Here is a 16,214-nt window from a genome sequence, read left to right as displayed (position 1 = left end):
CCTCTCCCCGGCGGGGAGAGGGCTACGAATTGAAAGAGGTTCATCAAGATGAACGAACTGACCAATTTCGCCAATCCGCTCGCGAAGCCGGAAACCTTCGACCAGATCCAGATCGGGATCGCGTCGCCGGACAAAATCCGCTCGTGGTCGTTCGGCGAGATCAAGAAGCCCGAGACGATCAACTATCGCACGTTCAAGCCCGAGCGTGACGGCCTGTTCTGCGCGCGCATCTTCGGTCCGATCAAGGACTACGAATGCCTGTGCGGCAAGTACAAGCGCATGAAGTACAAGGGCATCGTCTGCGAGAAGTGCGGTGTCGAGGTCACGGTGTCGAAGGTCCGCCGCGAGCGGATGGGCCATATCGAGCTGGCCGCGCCGGTCGCGCACATCTGGTTCCTGAAGTCGCTGCCGAGCCGCATCGGCCTGCTGCTCGACATGCAGCTCAAGCAGCTCGAGCGCGTGCTGTACTTCGAGGCGTATATCGTCATCGAGCCGGGCCTGACCCCGCTGGAGAAGTATCAGCTGCTCACCGAGGATGAGCTGCTCGAGGCGCAGGACGAGTACGGCGAGGACGCCTTCTCGGCCGGGATCGGCGCCGAAGCGGTCCGCATCATGCTCGAAAGCCTCGATCTCGAGGGCGAGAAGGTGCAGCTTCTGGAAGAGCTGGCGACGACCAAGTCGGAGTTGAAGCCCAAGAAGATCATCAAGCGCCTGAAGGTCGTCGAGAGCTTCCTCGAATCCGGCAACCGTCCGGAGTGGATGATCCTCGAGGTCGTGCCGGTCATCCCGCCCGAGCTGCGCCCGCTGGTGCCGCTGGACGGCGGTCGTTTCGCGACGTCGGATCTCAACGACCTGTATCGCCGCGTCATCAACCGCAACAACCGCCTGAAGCGCCTGATGGAGCTGCGTGCGCCGGACATCATCGTCCGCAACGAAAAGCGCATGTTGCAGGAAGCGGTCGACGCACTGTTCGACAACGGCCGCCGCGGTCGCACGATCACGGGCGCCAACAAGCGTCCGCTGAAGTCGCTGTCCGACATGCTGAAGGGCAAGCAGGGCCGCTTCCGTCAGAACCTGCTCGGCAAGCGCGTCGACTATTCGGGCCGTTCGGTCATCGTGACCGGGCCGGAGCTGAAGCTGCATCAATGCGGCCTGCCGAAGAAGATGGCGCTCGAGTTGTTCAAGCCGTTCATCTACGCGCGCCTCGACGCCAAGGGCCTCAGCATGACGCTGAAGCAGGCGAAGAAGTGGGTCGAGAAGGAGCGCAAGGAAGTCTGGGACATCCTCGACGAGGTGATCCGCGAGCATCCGGTGCTGCTGAACCGCGCGCCGACGCTCCACCGCCTCGGCATTCAGGCGTTCGAGCCGGTGCTGATCGAGGGCAAGGCGATCCAGCTTCACCCGCTGGTCTGCTCGGCGTTCAACGCCGACTTCGACGGTGACCAGATGGCCGTGCACGTCCCGCTGTCGCTCGAAGCGCAGCTGGAAGCGCGCGTCCTGATGATGTCGACCAACAACATCCTGAGCCCCGCGAACGGCAAGCCGATCATCGTGCCGTCGCAGGACATGGTGCTGGGTCTCTATTACCTCTCGCTCGAAAAGCAGAACGAGCCGGGCGAAGGCATGTTGCTGGGCGACATGGCCGAGGTGCACCAGGCGCTGTTCGCGGGTGCGGTGACGCTCCACACCAAGATCGTCAGCCGCGTTCCGCAGACCGACGAGCAGGGCAACCAGTACCTGAAGCGCTATGAGACCACGCCGGGTCGCATGTTGCTGGGCGAGTGCCTGCCCAAGAGCCACAAGGTGCCGTTCGACGTCGTCAACCGCGTCCTGACCAAGAAGGACGTCGGTGAGGTCATCGACGAGGTCTATCGTCACACCGGCCAGAAGGAGACCGTGCTGTTCGCCGACGCGATCATGGCGCTTGGCTTCCGTCACGCGTTCCGTGCGGGCATCTCGTTCGGCAAGGACGACATGCTGATCGCGCCGGACAAGGACAAGCTGGTCGACGAGACCCGCGATCTCGTGAAGGACTTCGAGCAGCAGTATCAGGACGGCCTGATCACGCAGCAGGAGAAGTACAACAAGGTCATCGACGCCTGGAGCCGGTGCGGCGATCAGGTCGCGAACTCGATGATGAACGAGATCAAGGCGGTGCGCCACTACGAGGACGGCCCGATGGTCGGCCGCGAGCGCGACATCAACTCGATCTACATGATGGCCCACTCGGGTGCGCGTGGTAGCCCCGCGCAGATCAAGCAGCTTGCCGGTATGCGCGGGCTGATGGCCAAGCCGTCGGGCGAGATCATCGAGACGCCGATCATCTCGAACTTCAAGGAAGGTCTGACCGTCCTCGAATACTTCAACTCCACCCACGGCGCGCGTAAGGGCCTGGCGGACACGGCGCTGAAGACCGCCAACTCGGGCTATCTGACCCGCCGTCTTGTCGACGTGTCGCAGGATTGCGTCATCATCGAGGAGGATTGCGGTACCGAGCGTGCGCTGGAGATGAAGGCGATCGTGCAGGGCGGCTCGACGATCGCGTCGCTGGGCGAGCGGATCCTGGGCCGGACCACGGCCGAGGACGTCGTGGATGCCAAGACGGGCAAGGTCGTCATCCCGGTCGGCACGCTGCTCGACGAGCCGATGGTCGCGCAGATCGAGGCGCTGAGCATCCCGGCGATGAAGATCCGCTCGCCACTGGTCTGCGAAAGCAAGGTCGGCGTGTGCGGCAAGTGCTACGGGCGTGACCTCGCCCGCGGTACGCCGGTCAACATCGGCGAGGCGGTCGGCGTGATCGCGGCGCAGTCGATCGGCGAGCCGGGCACGCAGCTGACGATGCGGACCTTCCACATCGGCGGCGCGGCGCAGCTCAACGAGCAGTCGAACCTCGAATCGCCGGTCGACGGCACGGTCGAGTTCCGCGACCTGCGCCTGATCGAGGACCAGCGTGGCCGTCGCGTCGTGCTCAGCCGTTCGGGCGAGATCGCGATCGTCGACATGGACGGCCGTGAGCTGGCGGTGCACAAGATCCCGTACGGTGCGTACGTCATGTTCGATGATGGCCACATCATCAGCAAGGGCGACCGGATGGCCGAATGGGATCCGTTCACCATGCCGGTGATCACCGAAACCGGCGGTACCGTGAAGTTCCAGGATCTGATCGAGGGCAAGACGCTCACCGAGCAGGTCGACGAAGCGACCGGTATCGCGCAGCGCGTGGTGATCGAATATCGTGCGACCACCAAGTCGAAGGAGGATCTGCGTCCGCGCATGACCCTGCTCGACGAAGGGTCGGGCGAGGCCGCCCGCTACCTGCTGGCGCCGGGCGCGGTGCTGTCGGTCGAGGACAATGCAACGGTCCATGCCGGCGACGTGCTGGCGCGTGTCGCGCGCGAAAGCGCCAAGACCCGCGACATCACCGGCGGTCTGCCGCGCGTCGCCGAATTGTTCGAGGCGCGCATCCCCAAGGAGGCGGCGATCATCGCCAAGATCTCCGGCCGGGTAGTGTTCGGCAAGGACTATAAGGCGAAGCGCAAGATCGGTATCCAGCCCGAGGACGGCGGCGACGTCGTCGAGTATCTGGTGCCGAAGTCGAAGGTGATCGACGTTCAGGAAGGCGACTACGTCAAGCGTGGCGACAACCTGATCGGCGGTTCGCCGAACCCGCACGACATTCTGGAGACGATGGGGATCGAGCCGCTGGCCGAGTATCTCGTCAGCGAAATCCAGGAAGTCTATCGACTGCAGGGCGTGAAGATCAACGACAAGCACATCGAGACGATCGTTCGTCAGATGCTGCAGAAGGTCGAGATCATCGAAGCCGGCGACACGACGCTGCTGGTCGGCGAGCAGGTCGATCGCGAGGAAATGGACGCGATCAACGAGAAGTTGGAGGACGGTCAGGCGCGCGCAGCGGGCAAGCCGATCCTGCTCGGCATCACCAAGGCGTCGCTGCAGACCCGCAGCTTCATCTCGGCGGCGTCGTTCCAGGAAACCACCCGCGTGCTCACCGAGGCGGCGGTCCAGGGCAAGCAGGACACGCTGATGGGCCTCAAGGAAAATGTGATCGTCGGTCGCCTGATCCCAGCGGGCACCGGTGCGGGCATGAACCGTCTGCGCGTGGCGGCCTCGTCGCGCGATGCGGCACTGCGCGTCCAGCAGCGCAAGTTGCAGGAGGCGATGGTGGCTGCGGGTTCGGCCGGCACCGCCGCGCAGACCCGCGCCGCGGAAGAAAAGCGCAGCCCGCGCGAGGACGTCGGTACCGGCAGTGATCCGCTCGCCGAGGTCGTTCCCTCGGGCACCGGCACCGATGCCGACGCGGGCGAGTATCTGAACGAGGAGTGATCCTCGCCTCAGGCGCCGGCCTGACGTGAAAGAGCCGCCGTCCGGGATGCCGGGCGGCGGCTTTTTGTTCGTGCGGTTTGGTTTGATGTAGGTCGTCGCGGCGGTACGACCGGCACGTCCCGTTCCGTCATTCCCGCGAAGGCGGGAATCCAGACGCGCAGGTCCTCGTAAAAGTCGCTACGTCAGGGCTTCTGGATTCCCGCCTCCGCGGGAATGACGACTAGGCCGAGTTCCAACCGTCATTGCGGGCGTAGCGAAGCAACCCAGGGCGTCCTGATCCGGCGCTGGATTGCTTCGCTACGCTCGCAACGACGGAAACCCGCCGGCTCACCTCACCGCGGCGGCGTGATCGTGATCCGCGCCGCCGGGTCGAGCCCGCCCTGATGCGCCGGGCAGCGCGCGTAGCGGAAGCGCTTGTCGGTACACAGCCACACTTCGTCGAGCGCACCGCCCTTCGTGCCGGTCACGCGCATCATGTCGGCGCGCAGCCCCGGATTGGCCGCGGCGATCGCTTCCGCCAGCCGCCCGGCAGTCAGCGGCGCCTGCGCCAGCCGCGCCATGTCGGGGAAGCGCAGCGCGTGGAACATCGCGTTGGACTTGGTAAAATAGCGCTCGGGCGTATAGCCGGCCATGCACGTCCCGTGCTTCGACCATTCGTGCTGCATCAACTGCGGCGACGGCGTGGCGCAGACGTGGCGGCGGATCACCTGCCGCGACAGGATCGGCGTCGCGCGGCAATATTGCGGCCAGTCCTTGCCGACGCCGTCCGGCCACAGCCCGTGCAGCACGAATCCGAAGCGATTGCTGCCCCCGCACTGGAAGCGCGCGTTCGGCCGGTCGCCGCTGGTCCGGCAATATTCGGGGCTCCAGCTGATCGCCAGCGTGTAGCTGCCGATCGGCAGCCGCCGCGCCGGCTGGCTCGCCGAGGGCAGATCGGGGCGCGGGCGCGGCAGATCGGCCGGGATCGCGCACGACAGCGCCTGCGCCGTCGCGACGCCGGGCACGGCGATGGCCGCCAGCGCGCCCAGCAGCATCACCCGCTTCGTCACCATCGTCATGCTTCTTCTTCCTCCGGGTCCAGCCCTTCGCCGAACCACAAGCGTGCGTCGGGGCGGAACAGCTGCACCGCCGCGGCGATGCTGAGCGCCAGGATCGCGGCCGACAGCAGCAGCGCGGTCACCGGCACCTTGCCGCCCGCCACCACCATCAGGTTGATCGCGAAGCGCACCGCCGCCAGCCCGGTCAGGATCGTCACCACCCATTTGGCGGCAAGGCTGGCGCGGCGCGCGATGAAATACCACAGCGTCAGCGTGATCGCACAGCTCAGCACCAGTGCGGCGGGCAACAGCCACGTATAGTTCGCGGTCTTCGGGTCGATCGCCAGCCGGTCGGCGGTCTGCTGCCAGCTGAACGCCCAGCCGATCAGCGATACCGCGAACGACGCGAGATACAGCCGCTCGAACCGCACGATCGACGGCGGGCGGCCGTCCGCACCGAAATACGCCAGCGGCGATTTCTTCTCCACCGACACCACCGTCTTCTTCCTGCGCTCGCTCATAGCTCTGCAAAGTCCAGCCCGATGTCGGCGGCGGGAGCCGACTGGGTGATCCGCCCGACGCTGACGTAGCGCACGCCGCTGCGTGCGATCGCGCCGATCGTCTCCAGCGTGACCCCGCCCGACGCCTCGGTCGGCACCCGACCCGCAACGATCGTCACCGCCGTGCGCAGCATGTCGGGCCCCATGTTGTCGAGCAAGAGGTGGGTGGCGCCCGCCGCGATGGCCGGCTCGATCTGGTCAATGCGGTCGACCTCGACGATGATCGTCGCGATGCCGGCGGCCTTCGCCAGCGCCGCCGCCGGCCCGACCCCGCCGGCCACCGCGACGTGGTTGTCCTTGATCATCGCCGCGTCCCACAACCCCATGCGATGGTTCTGCGCGCCGCCGGTGCGCGTCGCATATTTTTCGAGCCGCCGCAGCCCCGGGATCGTCTTGCGCGTGTCGAGCAGGGTCGCGCCGCTCCCCGCGATCGCATCGACATAGGCCGCGGTCAGCGTCGCGATCCCAGACAGATGCTGGACGGTGTTGAGCGCCGACCGCTCGGCGGTCAGCAGCGCGCGCGCGTTGCCAGTGATGCGCATCAGCGCGGTCCCGGGCGCGACGCGGTCGCCGTCCTGCACCAGCATCGTGATCGCCGCGCCGGGATCGAGCCGCCGGAAGAACGCCGCCGCGATCCCCAGCCCGCAGACGGTGATCGCGTCGCGGCTGTCCATCACCGCCTCGAACCGCGCATCGGCCGGAATCACCGCCGCGGAGCTGACATCGCCGCCCTCCCCCAGATCCTCGGCAAGCGTCACGGCGACGAATGCCTCGAGATCGAAGCCGTCGAGGGTGAAGGTCATGGCAATTGCTCCGTCGGCCCGACGCCCCAGATCCGGTCGGTCTGGATGAACCCCGCCTGCCCCTTCACGTCGAACCGGCACCAGCCGTTGCCGCAGCGGCTGATGCGCCCGACCACCCCGGGCTGGGCCCGCCACACGATCGTCGGCCCGCCGGGACGATCCCGCAGCTCGGCGGGCTCGGTCCCGCGCACGATCGCGGTGCGGCGGCTGCTGAGCAGCGCGTTGAGCATCCACCCTTGCGTCCCGTCCGGGTCCTCGACGCGGCGCCATTCCTTGAACGCCTCCAGCACGCGCACCGGCAGATCGGCGCGGACATAGATCCAGCTCGCCGGAAAGTTGCGCCCCGGCCCGGTGCGCATCCGCGCGCGCGATGCGGCGATCGAGCCGACGAACGGCGGCGTCTTCGCCTCGCTGGCCGCCGCGGCGGGCATGGGGGCGAGCAGCGCCAGCGCCGTCGCGCCCGCCACGATCGTGAGAAGGTCCCTGTTCACATTTACCCTCTAGCCACGGCGACCCTGCCGCATCAACCGTTGACGCATGCGCGCGGCTTCGCCAATCCCGACGCATGGCCGATACGCGACGCTGCGCCCATCCCAAGGTGATCGTGACGCGGGCATTGCCCGATGTCGTGATGCGGCGGCTGGACGAATTGTTCGACGTGACCGGCAACGCCGACGACACCCCGCTGTCGCGCGATGCGCTCGCCGCGGCGATGGCCGAGTGCGACGTGCTGGTCCCCGCGGTCACCGACACGATCGACGCCGCGCTGATCGCGGATGCGGGTCCGCGGCTACGGCTGATCGCCAATTTCGGCGCGGGCGTGAACCATATCGATCTGAAGGCAGCGCGCGCACGCGGGATCATCGTCACCAACACCCCTGGCGTGCTGACCGAGGATACCGCCGACATGACGATGGCGCTGATCGTCTCGGTGCCGCGGCGGCTGGCGGAGGGCGAGAAGCTGGTCCGCGCCGGCGAATGGAAGGGATGGAGCCCGGGCGGGATGCTTGGCTACCGGATCGGCGGCAAGGCACTGGGGATCGTCGGCATGGGCCGCATCGGCCAGGCGGTCGCGCGACGCGCGCGCGCCTTCGGGCTCTCGATCCACTATCACAACCGCCACCGGCTGCCGAAGGTCGTCGAGGCGGAGCTGAACGCGGTCTGGCATCCGAACCTCGACGAGCTGCTGGGTGCGATCGACATCCTGACGATCCACACGCCGCTCAATACCGACAGCCGCGAGCTGATCGACGCACGGCGCATCGCATTGCTGCGCCCGCACGTCTTCGTCATCAACGCCAGCCGCGGCGGCATTCTCGACGAGGATGCGCTGGTCGAAGCGCTCGAAAATGGGCGGCTCGCCGGGGCCGGGCTCGACGTGTGGCGGCACGAGCCCGAGATCGATCCGCGGCTGCTCGCGCTGCCCAACGTCGTGATGACGCCGCACATGGGCTCCGCGACATGGGAGGGCCGCGTCGCGTCGGGCGAGAAGGTGATCGCCAATATCCGCATGTGGGCCGACGGCCACCGCCCGCCCGATCAGGTGCTGGAGGGCTGGGCGTAGCGCAAGCCGCTCACCTAAAATGAACGCCTTTCACCTGATCGCTTGGGTTCCATAAATCGTCCGTCGACGTCATCCCGGCCAATCAATCCGGCCCGGCAGGAGACGATCCCACGCCCCTCCCCACCGCGCCGAGGATCAGTGCGGCGATCACGCGTCCGCTATAGCGCAGGCACAGCTCCTGATGGATCGCGGCGGCATCGGCGCTGGTGGCGCTGATCGCGCGTACGGCTTCACCGCGGGCGCGGTCGGCGTGGTAGGCGGCGTGGCGATCGTGCGGCATCGGGCTCTCCATCATGGCCGCACCGGCATGCCCCGACGACGTTGCCAGCACATGTCGATCGCGTAGCCGCGCCGCAATCTGCGTCGCAGCCGATCGGGCAGCGGAACGTGACGAAGCATGTCCGCCCGGAACCGTGCAGCGGCCGCCGCATTGACGCGGCATCCCCCAGCACAGGAACCAAGCACATGAAAAAGATCGCACTCTCCGCCTTGCTCGTCGCCGCTGCGGTGTCGACCTCGGCCTGTTCGACGCTGCGCGGCGCGGCGATCGGCGGGGCCGGCGGCGCGGGTGTCGCTGCGGCGACCGGCGGCAATGTCGAGAAGGGCGCGGCGGTCGGTGGCGTCGGCGGCGCCGTGGTGGGTACCGTGGTGGACTGACGCACCGCCTGCGTCGCGCTATGATGACGGCGCGTCACCCGGTCGGGGGGCGCGCCGTTTCGTTTGGGGGGAGGAGCGATGATCGGGATCGTGGCGATGGCGGCGGCGGTGACCGCCACCTGTCCGGCGCAGCAGCGCGGCGCGCCGCTCCAGAACGTCGAGATCTACGATGGCCCGATCGCCGACAATGCCGTCCTGGCCCCCGATGCAACGCGGCGGCTGAACCGGACGACGGTGCAGGTCTGGCGGGTCGAGGGCGTCTATCGCGCCGGACGCTCGCTCAATGTCCGGTGCGGCTATGCCGCCGACCGCTCGGTGTTGGCGCCGGTGACCCGGCCGGTCCGCGAATGTCGCCTGTCGCGGCGCGCAGGCGTTCGCACGTTCCACTGCAGCTGATCGCCACCGTCCTGCGGTGAGCGCAATACACCCGCCGCTCTGGCCCTCTCACCTGAACAGGGAGAGAGAACAACAGGAACCGATCGACATCAGACGTCGCCACGCCGGGCGTCGGAAAAACAATTTGGATCACGCGGAGGCGCAGGACGCGGAGATGTATCGCGTGAATCACGCGTCGCCCTGTCACTCCAGATCGTGCGATGGTGGATTTGCAGTGCGGCAAGCACAGCCTCTCTGCGCCTCCGCGCCTCCGCGTGAACATCCCTTTGCCCTAAGCCTGCCCGCGAGCCGAACTGACGACCGCTCCCGTATACATCAGGCCGCCACAAAGCTGCCCGCCGCGATCCGACCCACCTTCGCCAGCACAGCCTCCGCGCTTTCCGACGATGCCGACCGAACCGGCTCGAAATAGGCCGCCACGATCAACGGTGCGCGGCCACGCGGGCACGCAAAGGCGAGGTCGACGAAGATCGGCCGCCGCTCGCCCCCGCCCGTCCCGGTCTTGTCGCCCGCGTACCAGTCCGCCGGGAACCCCGCGCGCAGGCGGTGCCGCCCGGTGTTCGCCGCGACCATCCACTCGGTCAGCAGCGCGCGGCTCGCCGGTCGCAGCACGGGGCCACGCACCAATCTGGCGACGGTCGCCGCCATTGCCGCTGGGGTCGTCGTATCGAGGGTAGTGCCCGGCGGGGTCACGTTCAACGCCGGTTCGTAGCGGTCGAGCCGGCTGACCCGGTCGCCACCCGCCCGCCAGAAGGCGGTCAGCCGCGCCGGTCCACCGATCTTGCGCAGCAGGACGTTGGCGGCCGTATTGTCGCTGGTGACGACGGCGGCGCGCGCCAATTCGCGGATCGGCAAGGTCATCGCGGCGCTCGCGGTCGTGACCGGGCTGTGCGGGAGGATATCGCCGGCCGACCAGCCGAGTCGTTCGGTCAAGACAAGCCGGCCGCGATCCGCTTCGGCGAGGATCAGCGCCGCCAGCGACAGCTTGAAGGAGCTGGCCTGGGTGAAGCGCTCATGCGCTCGCCAGCCGATCGTCGTCCCGCGGCCCGTGTCGACGATTGAGACGCCCAGCCGCCCGCCCGCGCGACGCTCCAGCGCGGCAAGCGCCCGCTCGACTGACGGCCGCGGGGCGGCGCCGACGAGCGCGAACGCGCCGCCGACCAGCAATTGACGTCGGGATACGTGGATGCTCATCGCGGACCTATAGCATCGCCGAAGGGCGGCGCGAGCGGCACCGTCGGCGACAGGCTGTCGCGACCGCTGCCTCGCGCTGCGTCAATATCACCCCGCTCGCACGTCCGACCGCGACAGCAATCCCGCCCGGGCCACATCCTTGTCACGCCCGAACGCGCGCAGGATAGCCGCCAGTTCATCGCGCGCCGGCACGAACACGCCCGCGACCGCCACCCGCGTGGCCGGCAGCACCCGACGCCAGACACCATCGGTGCATAGTTCGAGATCGGCCATCACCTCGACCGGCAACGCCGCGCCTTCCAGCCGCGCGAACGGGTGCGATCGGAAGCGCTCGCTGGCGGCCCCGATCGTCACCGCGCGCGGCCAGTCGCGCAACACGCTCCCCGCATCGCGTTCGCTGACCAAAACATCGATATCCGCGACCGACGTTTCGGCGCCATGCAGCCGCACCGCTGCGCTACCGATCACCCACCACGGATCGCGCGTGTCACGCAGCGCCGTCGCTACCTGCGCCAGCGCTGCGTCGAACATCAGTCGCCGGTCAGGATGCGATCGACGAGCTGCTTCACGCTCGGCACGAAGCCGTTCGAGTAGAAGGGATCGCGCTTGAAGTTATACGCGGCGTGCCCCGCGAACATCAGGTTCGCATCGGTATCGCCGCCATGCGCGATATCCTGCAAGGTCTTCTGGATGCAGAAGCTGCGCGGATCGGCGAGCCGCCCGGTCGAATTGGTCTCGGTATCCGCCCAGCTCGAGAACAGGCACTGGCTGAGGCAGCCCATGCAATCGGCCTGATCCTTGCGGATCTCGCCCTTCTCCTGCGGCGTCACGAAGACGAGCGTATTGTCCGGGGTCTTGAGCGCGTCGGTGAAGCCCGCGCCGAACCATTCGCGCGCGCGCAGCAGGTCGTTGCGCGTCACCCAGAAGTTCTTGCCCTTCACCCCGACGTCGAGCTGGAAGACATGGTCGCCGGCTTCCTGCGTCGAAAAGGCGATCTGCCGCTCCGACCGCGCCTCGAGCGCGCGCAGGAACGGATTGCGCACCGCCGACGAATAGAAACCGGTCGGCGAGAAACGGTGCAGCAGCACCTCGCCTTCCTCGATCTGAGTCAGCTTGGCTTTCCACTCTTCGGGGATGGGGCTTTCCTGCGTCAGCAGCGGGCGGGTGCCGTACTGGAACGCGATCTGCCCGAGTTCGGGATTGTCGATCCACTCGTTCCAGTCGCGCAGGTACCAGACGCCGCCCGCCATGACGATCGGCGTGGTGTCCGGGATGCCGCCCTCGCGCATCGTCTCGCGCAGCGCCTTGACGCGCGGATAGGGGTCCTCGGGCTTCAGCGGGTCCTCGGCGTTCGACAGGCCGTTGTGCCCGCCCGCCAGCCACGGGTCCTCATAGACGACCGCCGCCAGCCACTCGCTCGCCTTCGAATAGGCGCGCTTCCACAGCGCGCGGAACGCGCGGCCCGAGCTGACGATCGGCAGGTAATTGACATTGTACGACGCCGCGATCTCGCTGAGCTTGTACGGCATCCCCGCGCCGCAGGTGACGCCCGCCACCAGCCCGCGCGTCCGCTCCAGCACGCCGTGCAGCACGCGCGGCGCGCCGCCCATTTCCCACAACACGTTGATGTTGATCGCGCCCTTGCCGCCCGCGATCTCCCATGCGCGCTGCACCTGCTGCACCGCGCCCTCGATCGCATAGGCGATCAGTTCCTCGTGGCGCTCGCGCCGGGTCAGCGCGCGATAGATTTGCGGGATGATCTTGCCGTCAGGGTCGTAGCTGTCCGCGTTGACCGCCGAGACCGTGCCGATCCCGCCCGCCGCCGCCCAGGCACCCGCCGAGGCGTGATTGGTGGCGGCAACGCCCTTGCCCCCCTCCACCAGCGGCCAGACCTCGCGGCCCGCATAGACGATCGGCTTCAGCCCCTTGAACACGCGAATTCCCGTTTCACCAATGATGGAGCGGCCCCATATAAAGCAATCGGGCCGCAACGCGACCGAAATGCGACTCACCCGAGCAAAGCCGCCCCCCCGATCGCGTTCGAATAGACGGCGGCAGAGCGCGCGATCATCGCTGCGGCATCGTGCGAAGCCAGCGCCCGCGCGCGGTTGGCCGCGCCGATGGCCGCGCGCAGCGTCGCGTCGCTGGCCAACGGCTGGAGCGCATCGCGCAACGCGACCTCCGCGGCGTAGGGCGACAGCAACGCACGGTTCTCCGGGGCGAGCAAAGCCTCGGTCGCGCCGCCGTGCAACGCCATCACCGGCACCCCCGCCGCCATCGCCTCGACGACGATCGCGGGCGCCGCGCCCAAACGCATCGGCAGCAACAGCACATCGACCCCGCCAAGCCACGCCGACGTCGGCGCCAACGCGCCGGGCAGCACCAGCCGGTCGTCTATCCCCATCGCCAGCGCCGCGCGCTCGACCGCCGCGCGCCCCGCACCCTCGCCGACGGCAACGAGCCGGAACCGCGCGGCGAGCCCCGCGGCCGCGCGCACCAGCAACGCCAGTTCGTCGTCACTTGCGCCGGCCAGTTGCACGCCGATCACCACCTCGGCGGGCTTGCGGCGAAAGCCGGCCACGGTCTTCGCATTCGGTCCCCGCGCAAAGGTTGACAGGTCGATGCCGTCGGAAATGACGTGCAGCCGCGCGGCCGGCACCTTCCAGCGCGCCGCCGCTGTCTCCGCCGCCGCCGGTCCGCCCACCACCAGCCCCGCCGCTGCGCCCAGCGCGATCCGGCGATACAGCCGCGCGCTGCCGTCGCTCGTCGCCTCCGCGGGGTCCTCGTGGTGGACGATCGGTGGCGTGTCGCGCGGAAACGCCCGCCGCGCCATCACCGCGTCGATCGCGCCCGCCCCGAAACCCAGTACCAGATCGTGACCGCGCATCGCGCGCGCGATCGCCTCATAGCGCGCGACCGACACCGCGCCGGCGAGCGGCGGCGGGTTCTGCGCCAGCGTGCCTGCCACGCCCGCGGGCAGCGCACTGCGATAGTCGTCGGCCGCGACGACGTGCCGCGCCGTCTCGCGAAACGCAGTCATCAACTGCACCGCCCGCCGGCTCCACGGATCGTCGCCCTGCGGATCGAAGACGTCGAACAAGTAAAGAAGGGACAGCGACTGTGACATACCCGCCACATAATACGGCAAATGCTGCCGCGCACCATGTTCCGCTTCCCTGCCGCGACGGAACAGGACAAGGGTTGGCCTGTTATCCGCGACTAACAGGAGACGCACCCATGAAGATCGCTTCCATGTTCGCCGCTGCCGCTTCGCTCACGCTGGCTGCCGCCCCCGCCCTCGCCGCTCCGGCTGCCAGCCCGGCGGCCTCGCTGTCGGTCGCGAAGTCGGCACGCGCCGCCACCGTCACCAGCGGCAAGAGCAAGCTGGCCGCGCCGGGCGCGATCGTCGGTCTGGTCCTCGCCGCTGCGGTCGTCGCCGCCGGTGTCGTGATCGCGGTCGACGACAACGACGATTCGGACAGCAACTGATCCGAGCCGTTGCGCCGGTATGCCGGCGTGATGATGAAAGGCCCGGGGCGCACGCGCGCTCCGGGCCTTTTCGTGTTCGCCGTCATTGCGAGCGGAGCGAAGCAATCCAGGGCCGGACCAGGTCGCCCTGGATTGCTTCGCTCCGCTCGCAATGACGGATGACAGACGACGATCACCCGATCCGATCCTTCGGCACATGCGTGATTCGGCAGGCCAGATCGGCCTCGCCGCTCGCCACCGCCCAATGGTCGCCGCCGTCCGCGATCCCGGTCGTGAACACCACGTCGGTCACGTAAAGCAGATTCTCCAGCGGCTTGAGCAACTCCGGCGCCGGCTCGAGCAGCGGCGCATGATCGGTCGCCAGCGCCTGCGACGGATCGTCCGGGTCGAGCAAGGTCCAATAGGTCCGGTAGATGCCGACCACGCCAGACGGCTCGACGCCATGCCACAGCGACAGCCAGCCCCGCCGTCCGCCGACCTCCGCCAGCACCGGCGGCGCGCCACCGCCCATCCGTGCGGTCGCCATCGTCTGCGCATGCGGGCGGATGCCGGGCTTGTCATACGGCTTCCAGTGCAGCGCGTCGGGCGAGGTCGCGAGATTGATCGACGGCCCCGCGCGCCATTCGGACTCAGGCGGATAGGCGAAATACAAATCGCCGAGCGGCCGCGTCTGCGCGCAGAATTTACCGCCGACCTTCCCCTCGAAGATCAGCATATCCTTGTTCTGGTGATCGAGAACGATCCCCTCCAGCGTCCAGTCGAGCGCATCGTCGCTGGTGTAGAGCGTCGTCGAATGCCGCTCCGGGCTGACCGAACAGGTCGTCATGTAATAACGCCCGTCGACCTGCGTGATCCGCGCATCCTCGACGCCATAGCATTGATAGTCGGTGCGCGGCGCGATCGCGCGATCATAGTGGATCGCCACCACCCCGCGCCCTTCGGCATCCAGCTCGACCGGCAACAGCCACGACAGCGACGTCAGCGCCATCACCTTCCACCCGCCGCCGCGCATCATGAACTTGCGCGGGTCGGACGTGTCGACCAGCGACAGCGGCCACGCATCGAGCACATAGCCGCCGTCGTGCCAGCGGATCGCATGAACCTGCTGCTCCCGCACCGGATGACGCAGCGCCTCGGCGACACGCACCATCAGCAACAGATTGCCGTTCGGCAGCCGCGTCATGCCGGGATTGAACGCGCCCAGCACATAGGTCTCGGCGTCGATCTTCCCCGCCAGCGGCGAGCGCGACAGATCGATGTCGTGCGGGGTCAGCACCAGCGCGTCATGCGGCCAGTCGACCATCATTCCTCCTCCTGCACGCGCGGGCTGATCGTCAGCCGCTGGATCACCGTGCGGCGCGGCTGGGTCAGCAGGTACCGAACGCCGACCGCGATATCCTCGGCGCGCAGCATCGTCCCCGCCTCGATCTGTTCGCGCTGCTCCTCGGGGCTGACGTCGGGCATCTGCATGTCCGAGCCGGTCTTGCCCGGCTCGACCAAAGCGACGCGGATGTCCTTGCCGCCCAGCTCGCGGCGCAGCGCGATCGAGAAGCCCTGCAACCCGTGCTTGATCGCCGCATAGACGGTCGAATGCGGCCCGAGCACATAGGCGCTGGTCGAGCCGATCATCACGATATCGCCGCCGGGCGCCATCGTCGCGGCGGCGCGGTGCGCGAGCAGCAGATAGTGCGTGAAGTTGAGCGAGATCGCGTGTCGCACCGCCGCCTCGTCCATCTCGGTCAGCCCCGACGCCGCCTCCGCGGCATTGGCGACGACGATGTCATAGCCGCCCAGCGCCGCGTCGGCGGCGGACAGGAACGCCCCGACATTGTCGGGGTCGGACAGGTCGTGCAGCGCGCCCTCGCCTGTTCCCACCTTGCGGATGTCCGCCAGCGCCGCGTCGAGATGCGCCCGATCGGTGCCGCCGATGAACACCGACGCGCCCTCGGCGGCGAGCAACCGCGCGATCGCGCGCCCGATCCCGGTCGTCCCGCCGGTGATCGCGGCGCGGCGTCCCTTGAGGGGCAACACGGCAGTATGAGCGTCCCGAACGCCGGTCATGCAGACGCTCCATGATAGGGCTGCTCCATCGCCCTATAGAACGTCGCCCCGGACTTGATCCGGGGCCCCGCTTCTCCTCGGTCGGCGCAGAAGCGCGATCCCGGAT

General features: G+C 68.1%; 16 protein-coding genes. 5 read left to right on the top strand and 11 right to left on the bottom strand.

Going from position 1 to position 16,214, the window contains the following annotated elements; all coding sequences use genetic code 11:
• Positions 1 to 48 precede the first annotated feature (48 nt).
• Positions 49 to 4,347: a DNA-directed RNA polymerase subunit beta' gene (gene rpoC / locus SPHPH_RS0103535; protein WP_028965443.1), complete on the top strand. Its 4,299-nt coding sequence runs from the start codon at positions 49 to 51 to the stop codon at positions 4,345 to 4,347.
• Positions 4,348 to 4,679: 332 nt separating this feature from the next.
• Here rpoC and SPHPH_RS0103530 read toward each other — a convergent pair whose 3' ends face one another.
• The 4 genes from SPHPH_RS0103530 to SPHPH_RS0103515 are packed head-to-tail and all read right to left on the bottom strand — an operon-like array spanning position 4,680 to position 7,238.
• The gene (locus tag SPHPH_RS0103530; RefSeq protein ID WP_420329287.1) at positions 4,680 to 5,405 is read right to left on the bottom strand and encodes a ribonuclease T2 family protein; all 726 of its coding nucleotides are present in this window, start codon (positions 5,403 to 5,405) and stop codon (positions 4,680 to 4,682) included.
• Complete coding sequence (locus SPHPH_RS0103525) at positions 5,402 to 5,905, bottom strand: hypothetical protein (protein WP_028965441.1); 504 nt, start codon at positions 5,903 to 5,905, stop codon at positions 5,402 to 5,404. Before SPHPH_RS0103525 ends, SPHPH_RS0103530 begins: the two co-directional genes overlap by 4 nt.
• Positions 5,902 to 6,747 carry a carboxylating nicotinate-nucleotide diphosphorylase gene (nadC, locus tag SPHPH_RS0103520; protein ID WP_028965440.1) on the bottom strand — a complete coding sequence of 282 codons (846 nt, stop codon included), beginning with the start codon at positions 6,745 to 6,747 and terminating at the stop codon, positions 5,902 to 5,904. Before nadC ends, SPHPH_RS0103525 begins: the two co-directional genes overlap by 4 nt.
• On the bottom strand, positions 6,744 to 7,238 hold the full coding sequence (locus SPHPH_RS0103515) for an SH3 domain-containing protein (RefSeq protein WP_420329286.1): 495 nt from the start codon (positions 7,236 to 7,238) through the stop codon (positions 6,744 to 6,746). The genes nadC and SPHPH_RS0103515 overlap by 4 nt, the downstream gene beginning before the upstream one ends.
• 74 nt (positions 7,239 to 7,312) lie before the next feature.
• On the opposite strand from SPHPH_RS0103515, the gene SPHPH_RS0103510 reads away from it, so the two are divergent.
• Positions 7,313 to 8,311: a 2-hydroxyacid dehydrogenase gene (locus tag SPHPH_RS0103510; protein WP_028965438.1), complete on the top strand. Its 999-nt coding sequence runs from the start codon at positions 7,313 to 7,315 to the stop codon at positions 8,309 to 8,311.
• Positions 8,312 to 8,393: 82 nt separating this feature from the next.
• On the opposite strand, the gene SPHPH_RS0103505 is transcribed toward SPHPH_RS0103510, so the two are convergent.
• Positions 8,394 to 8,591 (bottom strand): hypothetical protein, encoded by a 198-nt coding sequence (locus SPHPH_RS0103505; RefSeq protein WP_156025808.1) that lies wholly within the window; start codon positions 8,589 to 8,591, stop codon positions 8,394 to 8,396.
• Between the two features lie 185 nt (positions 8,592 to 8,776).
• Between SPHPH_RS0103505 and SPHPH_RS0103500 the strand changes: the two genes are divergently transcribed.
• Together SPHPH_RS0103500 and SPHPH_RS18845 are read left to right on the top strand one after the other, a co-directional pair.
• On the top strand, positions 8,777 to 8,968 hold the full coding sequence (locus SPHPH_RS0103500) for a hypothetical protein (protein ID WP_028965436.1): 192 nt from the start codon (positions 8,777 to 8,779) through the stop codon (positions 8,966 to 8,968).
• A 78-nt stretch (positions 8,969 to 9,046) separates the two neighbouring features.
• Positions 9,047 to 9,364: an STY0301 family protein gene (locus SPHPH_RS18845; protein ID WP_037488006.1), complete on the top strand. Its 318-nt coding sequence runs from the start codon at positions 9,047 to 9,049 to the stop codon at positions 9,362 to 9,364.
• Between the two features lie 315 nt (positions 9,365 to 9,679).
• Here SPHPH_RS18845 and bla read toward each other — a convergent pair whose 3' ends face one another.
• The 4 genes from bla to SPHPH_RS0103475 all read right to left on the bottom strand — a co-directional run bounded on the left by bla (position 9,680) and on the right by SPHPH_RS0103475 (position 13,685).
• Positions 9,680 to 10,558, bottom strand: coding sequence for a class A beta-lactamase (gene bla, locus SPHPH_RS18840; RefSeq protein WP_037488004.1), 879 nt, complete (start codon positions 10,556 to 10,558; stop codon positions 9,680 to 9,682).
• An 87-nt stretch (positions 10,559 to 10,645) separates the two neighbouring features.
• A complete protein-coding gene (locus SPHPH_RS18835) occupies positions 10,646 to 11,089 on the bottom strand; it encodes a nucleotidyltransferase family protein (RefSeq protein ID WP_037488001.1) in 444 nt (147 codons plus the stop codon).
• The gene (locus SPHPH_RS0103480) at positions 11,089 to 12,492 is read right to left on the bottom strand and encodes an NAD(P)H-dependent flavin oxidoreductase (RefSeq protein WP_028965435.1); all 1,404 of its coding nucleotides are present in this window, start codon (positions 12,490 to 12,492) and stop codon (positions 11,089 to 11,091) included. The genes SPHPH_RS18835 and SPHPH_RS0103480 overlap by 1 nt, the downstream gene beginning before the upstream one ends.
• A gap of 74 nt (positions 12,493 to 12,566) precedes the next feature.
• Positions 12,567 to 13,685, bottom strand: coding sequence for a glycosyltransferase family 4 protein (locus tag SPHPH_RS0103475; protein WP_028965434.1), 1,119 nt, complete (start codon positions 13,683 to 13,685; stop codon positions 12,567 to 12,569).
• Positions 13,686 to 13,795: 110 nt separating this feature from the next.
• Here SPHPH_RS0103475 and SPHPH_RS0103470 point away from each other — a divergent pair, with 110 nt between their 5' ends.
• Positions 13,796 to 14,047 carry a hypothetical protein gene (locus SPHPH_RS0103470; protein ID WP_028965433.1) on the top strand — a complete coding sequence of 84 codons (252 nt, stop codon included), beginning with the start codon at positions 13,796 to 13,798 and terminating at the stop codon, positions 14,045 to 14,047.
• A gap of 172 nt (positions 14,048 to 14,219) precedes the next feature.
• Here the strand turns inward: SPHPH_RS0103470 and SPHPH_RS0103465 are convergent, their stop codons facing one another.
• Together SPHPH_RS0103465 and SPHPH_RS0103460 are read right to left on the bottom strand one after the other, a co-directional pair.
• Entirely contained in the window at positions 14,220 to 15,353 is a 1,134-nt protein-coding gene (locus SPHPH_RS0103465) for a glycoside hydrolase family 130 protein (RefSeq protein WP_420329285.1), read from the bottom strand.
• Positions 15,350 to 16,108 carry an SDR family oxidoreductase gene (locus SPHPH_RS0103460; protein ID WP_028965431.1) on the bottom strand — a complete coding sequence of 253 codons (759 nt, stop codon included), beginning with the start codon at positions 16,106 to 16,108 and terminating at the stop codon, positions 15,350 to 15,352. Before SPHPH_RS0103460 ends, SPHPH_RS0103465 begins: the two co-directional genes overlap by 4 nt.
• Positions 16,109 to 16,214: the final 106 nt, after the last annotated feature.

Source organism: Sphingomonas phyllosphaerae FA2 (assembly GCF_000427645.1).
Classification (GTDB): Bacteria; Pseudomonadota; Alphaproteobacteria; order Sphingomonadales; family Sphingomonadaceae; genus Sphingomonas; species Sphingomonas phyllosphaerae.
This window is presented reverse-complemented; position numbering and strand designations above follow the sequence as displayed.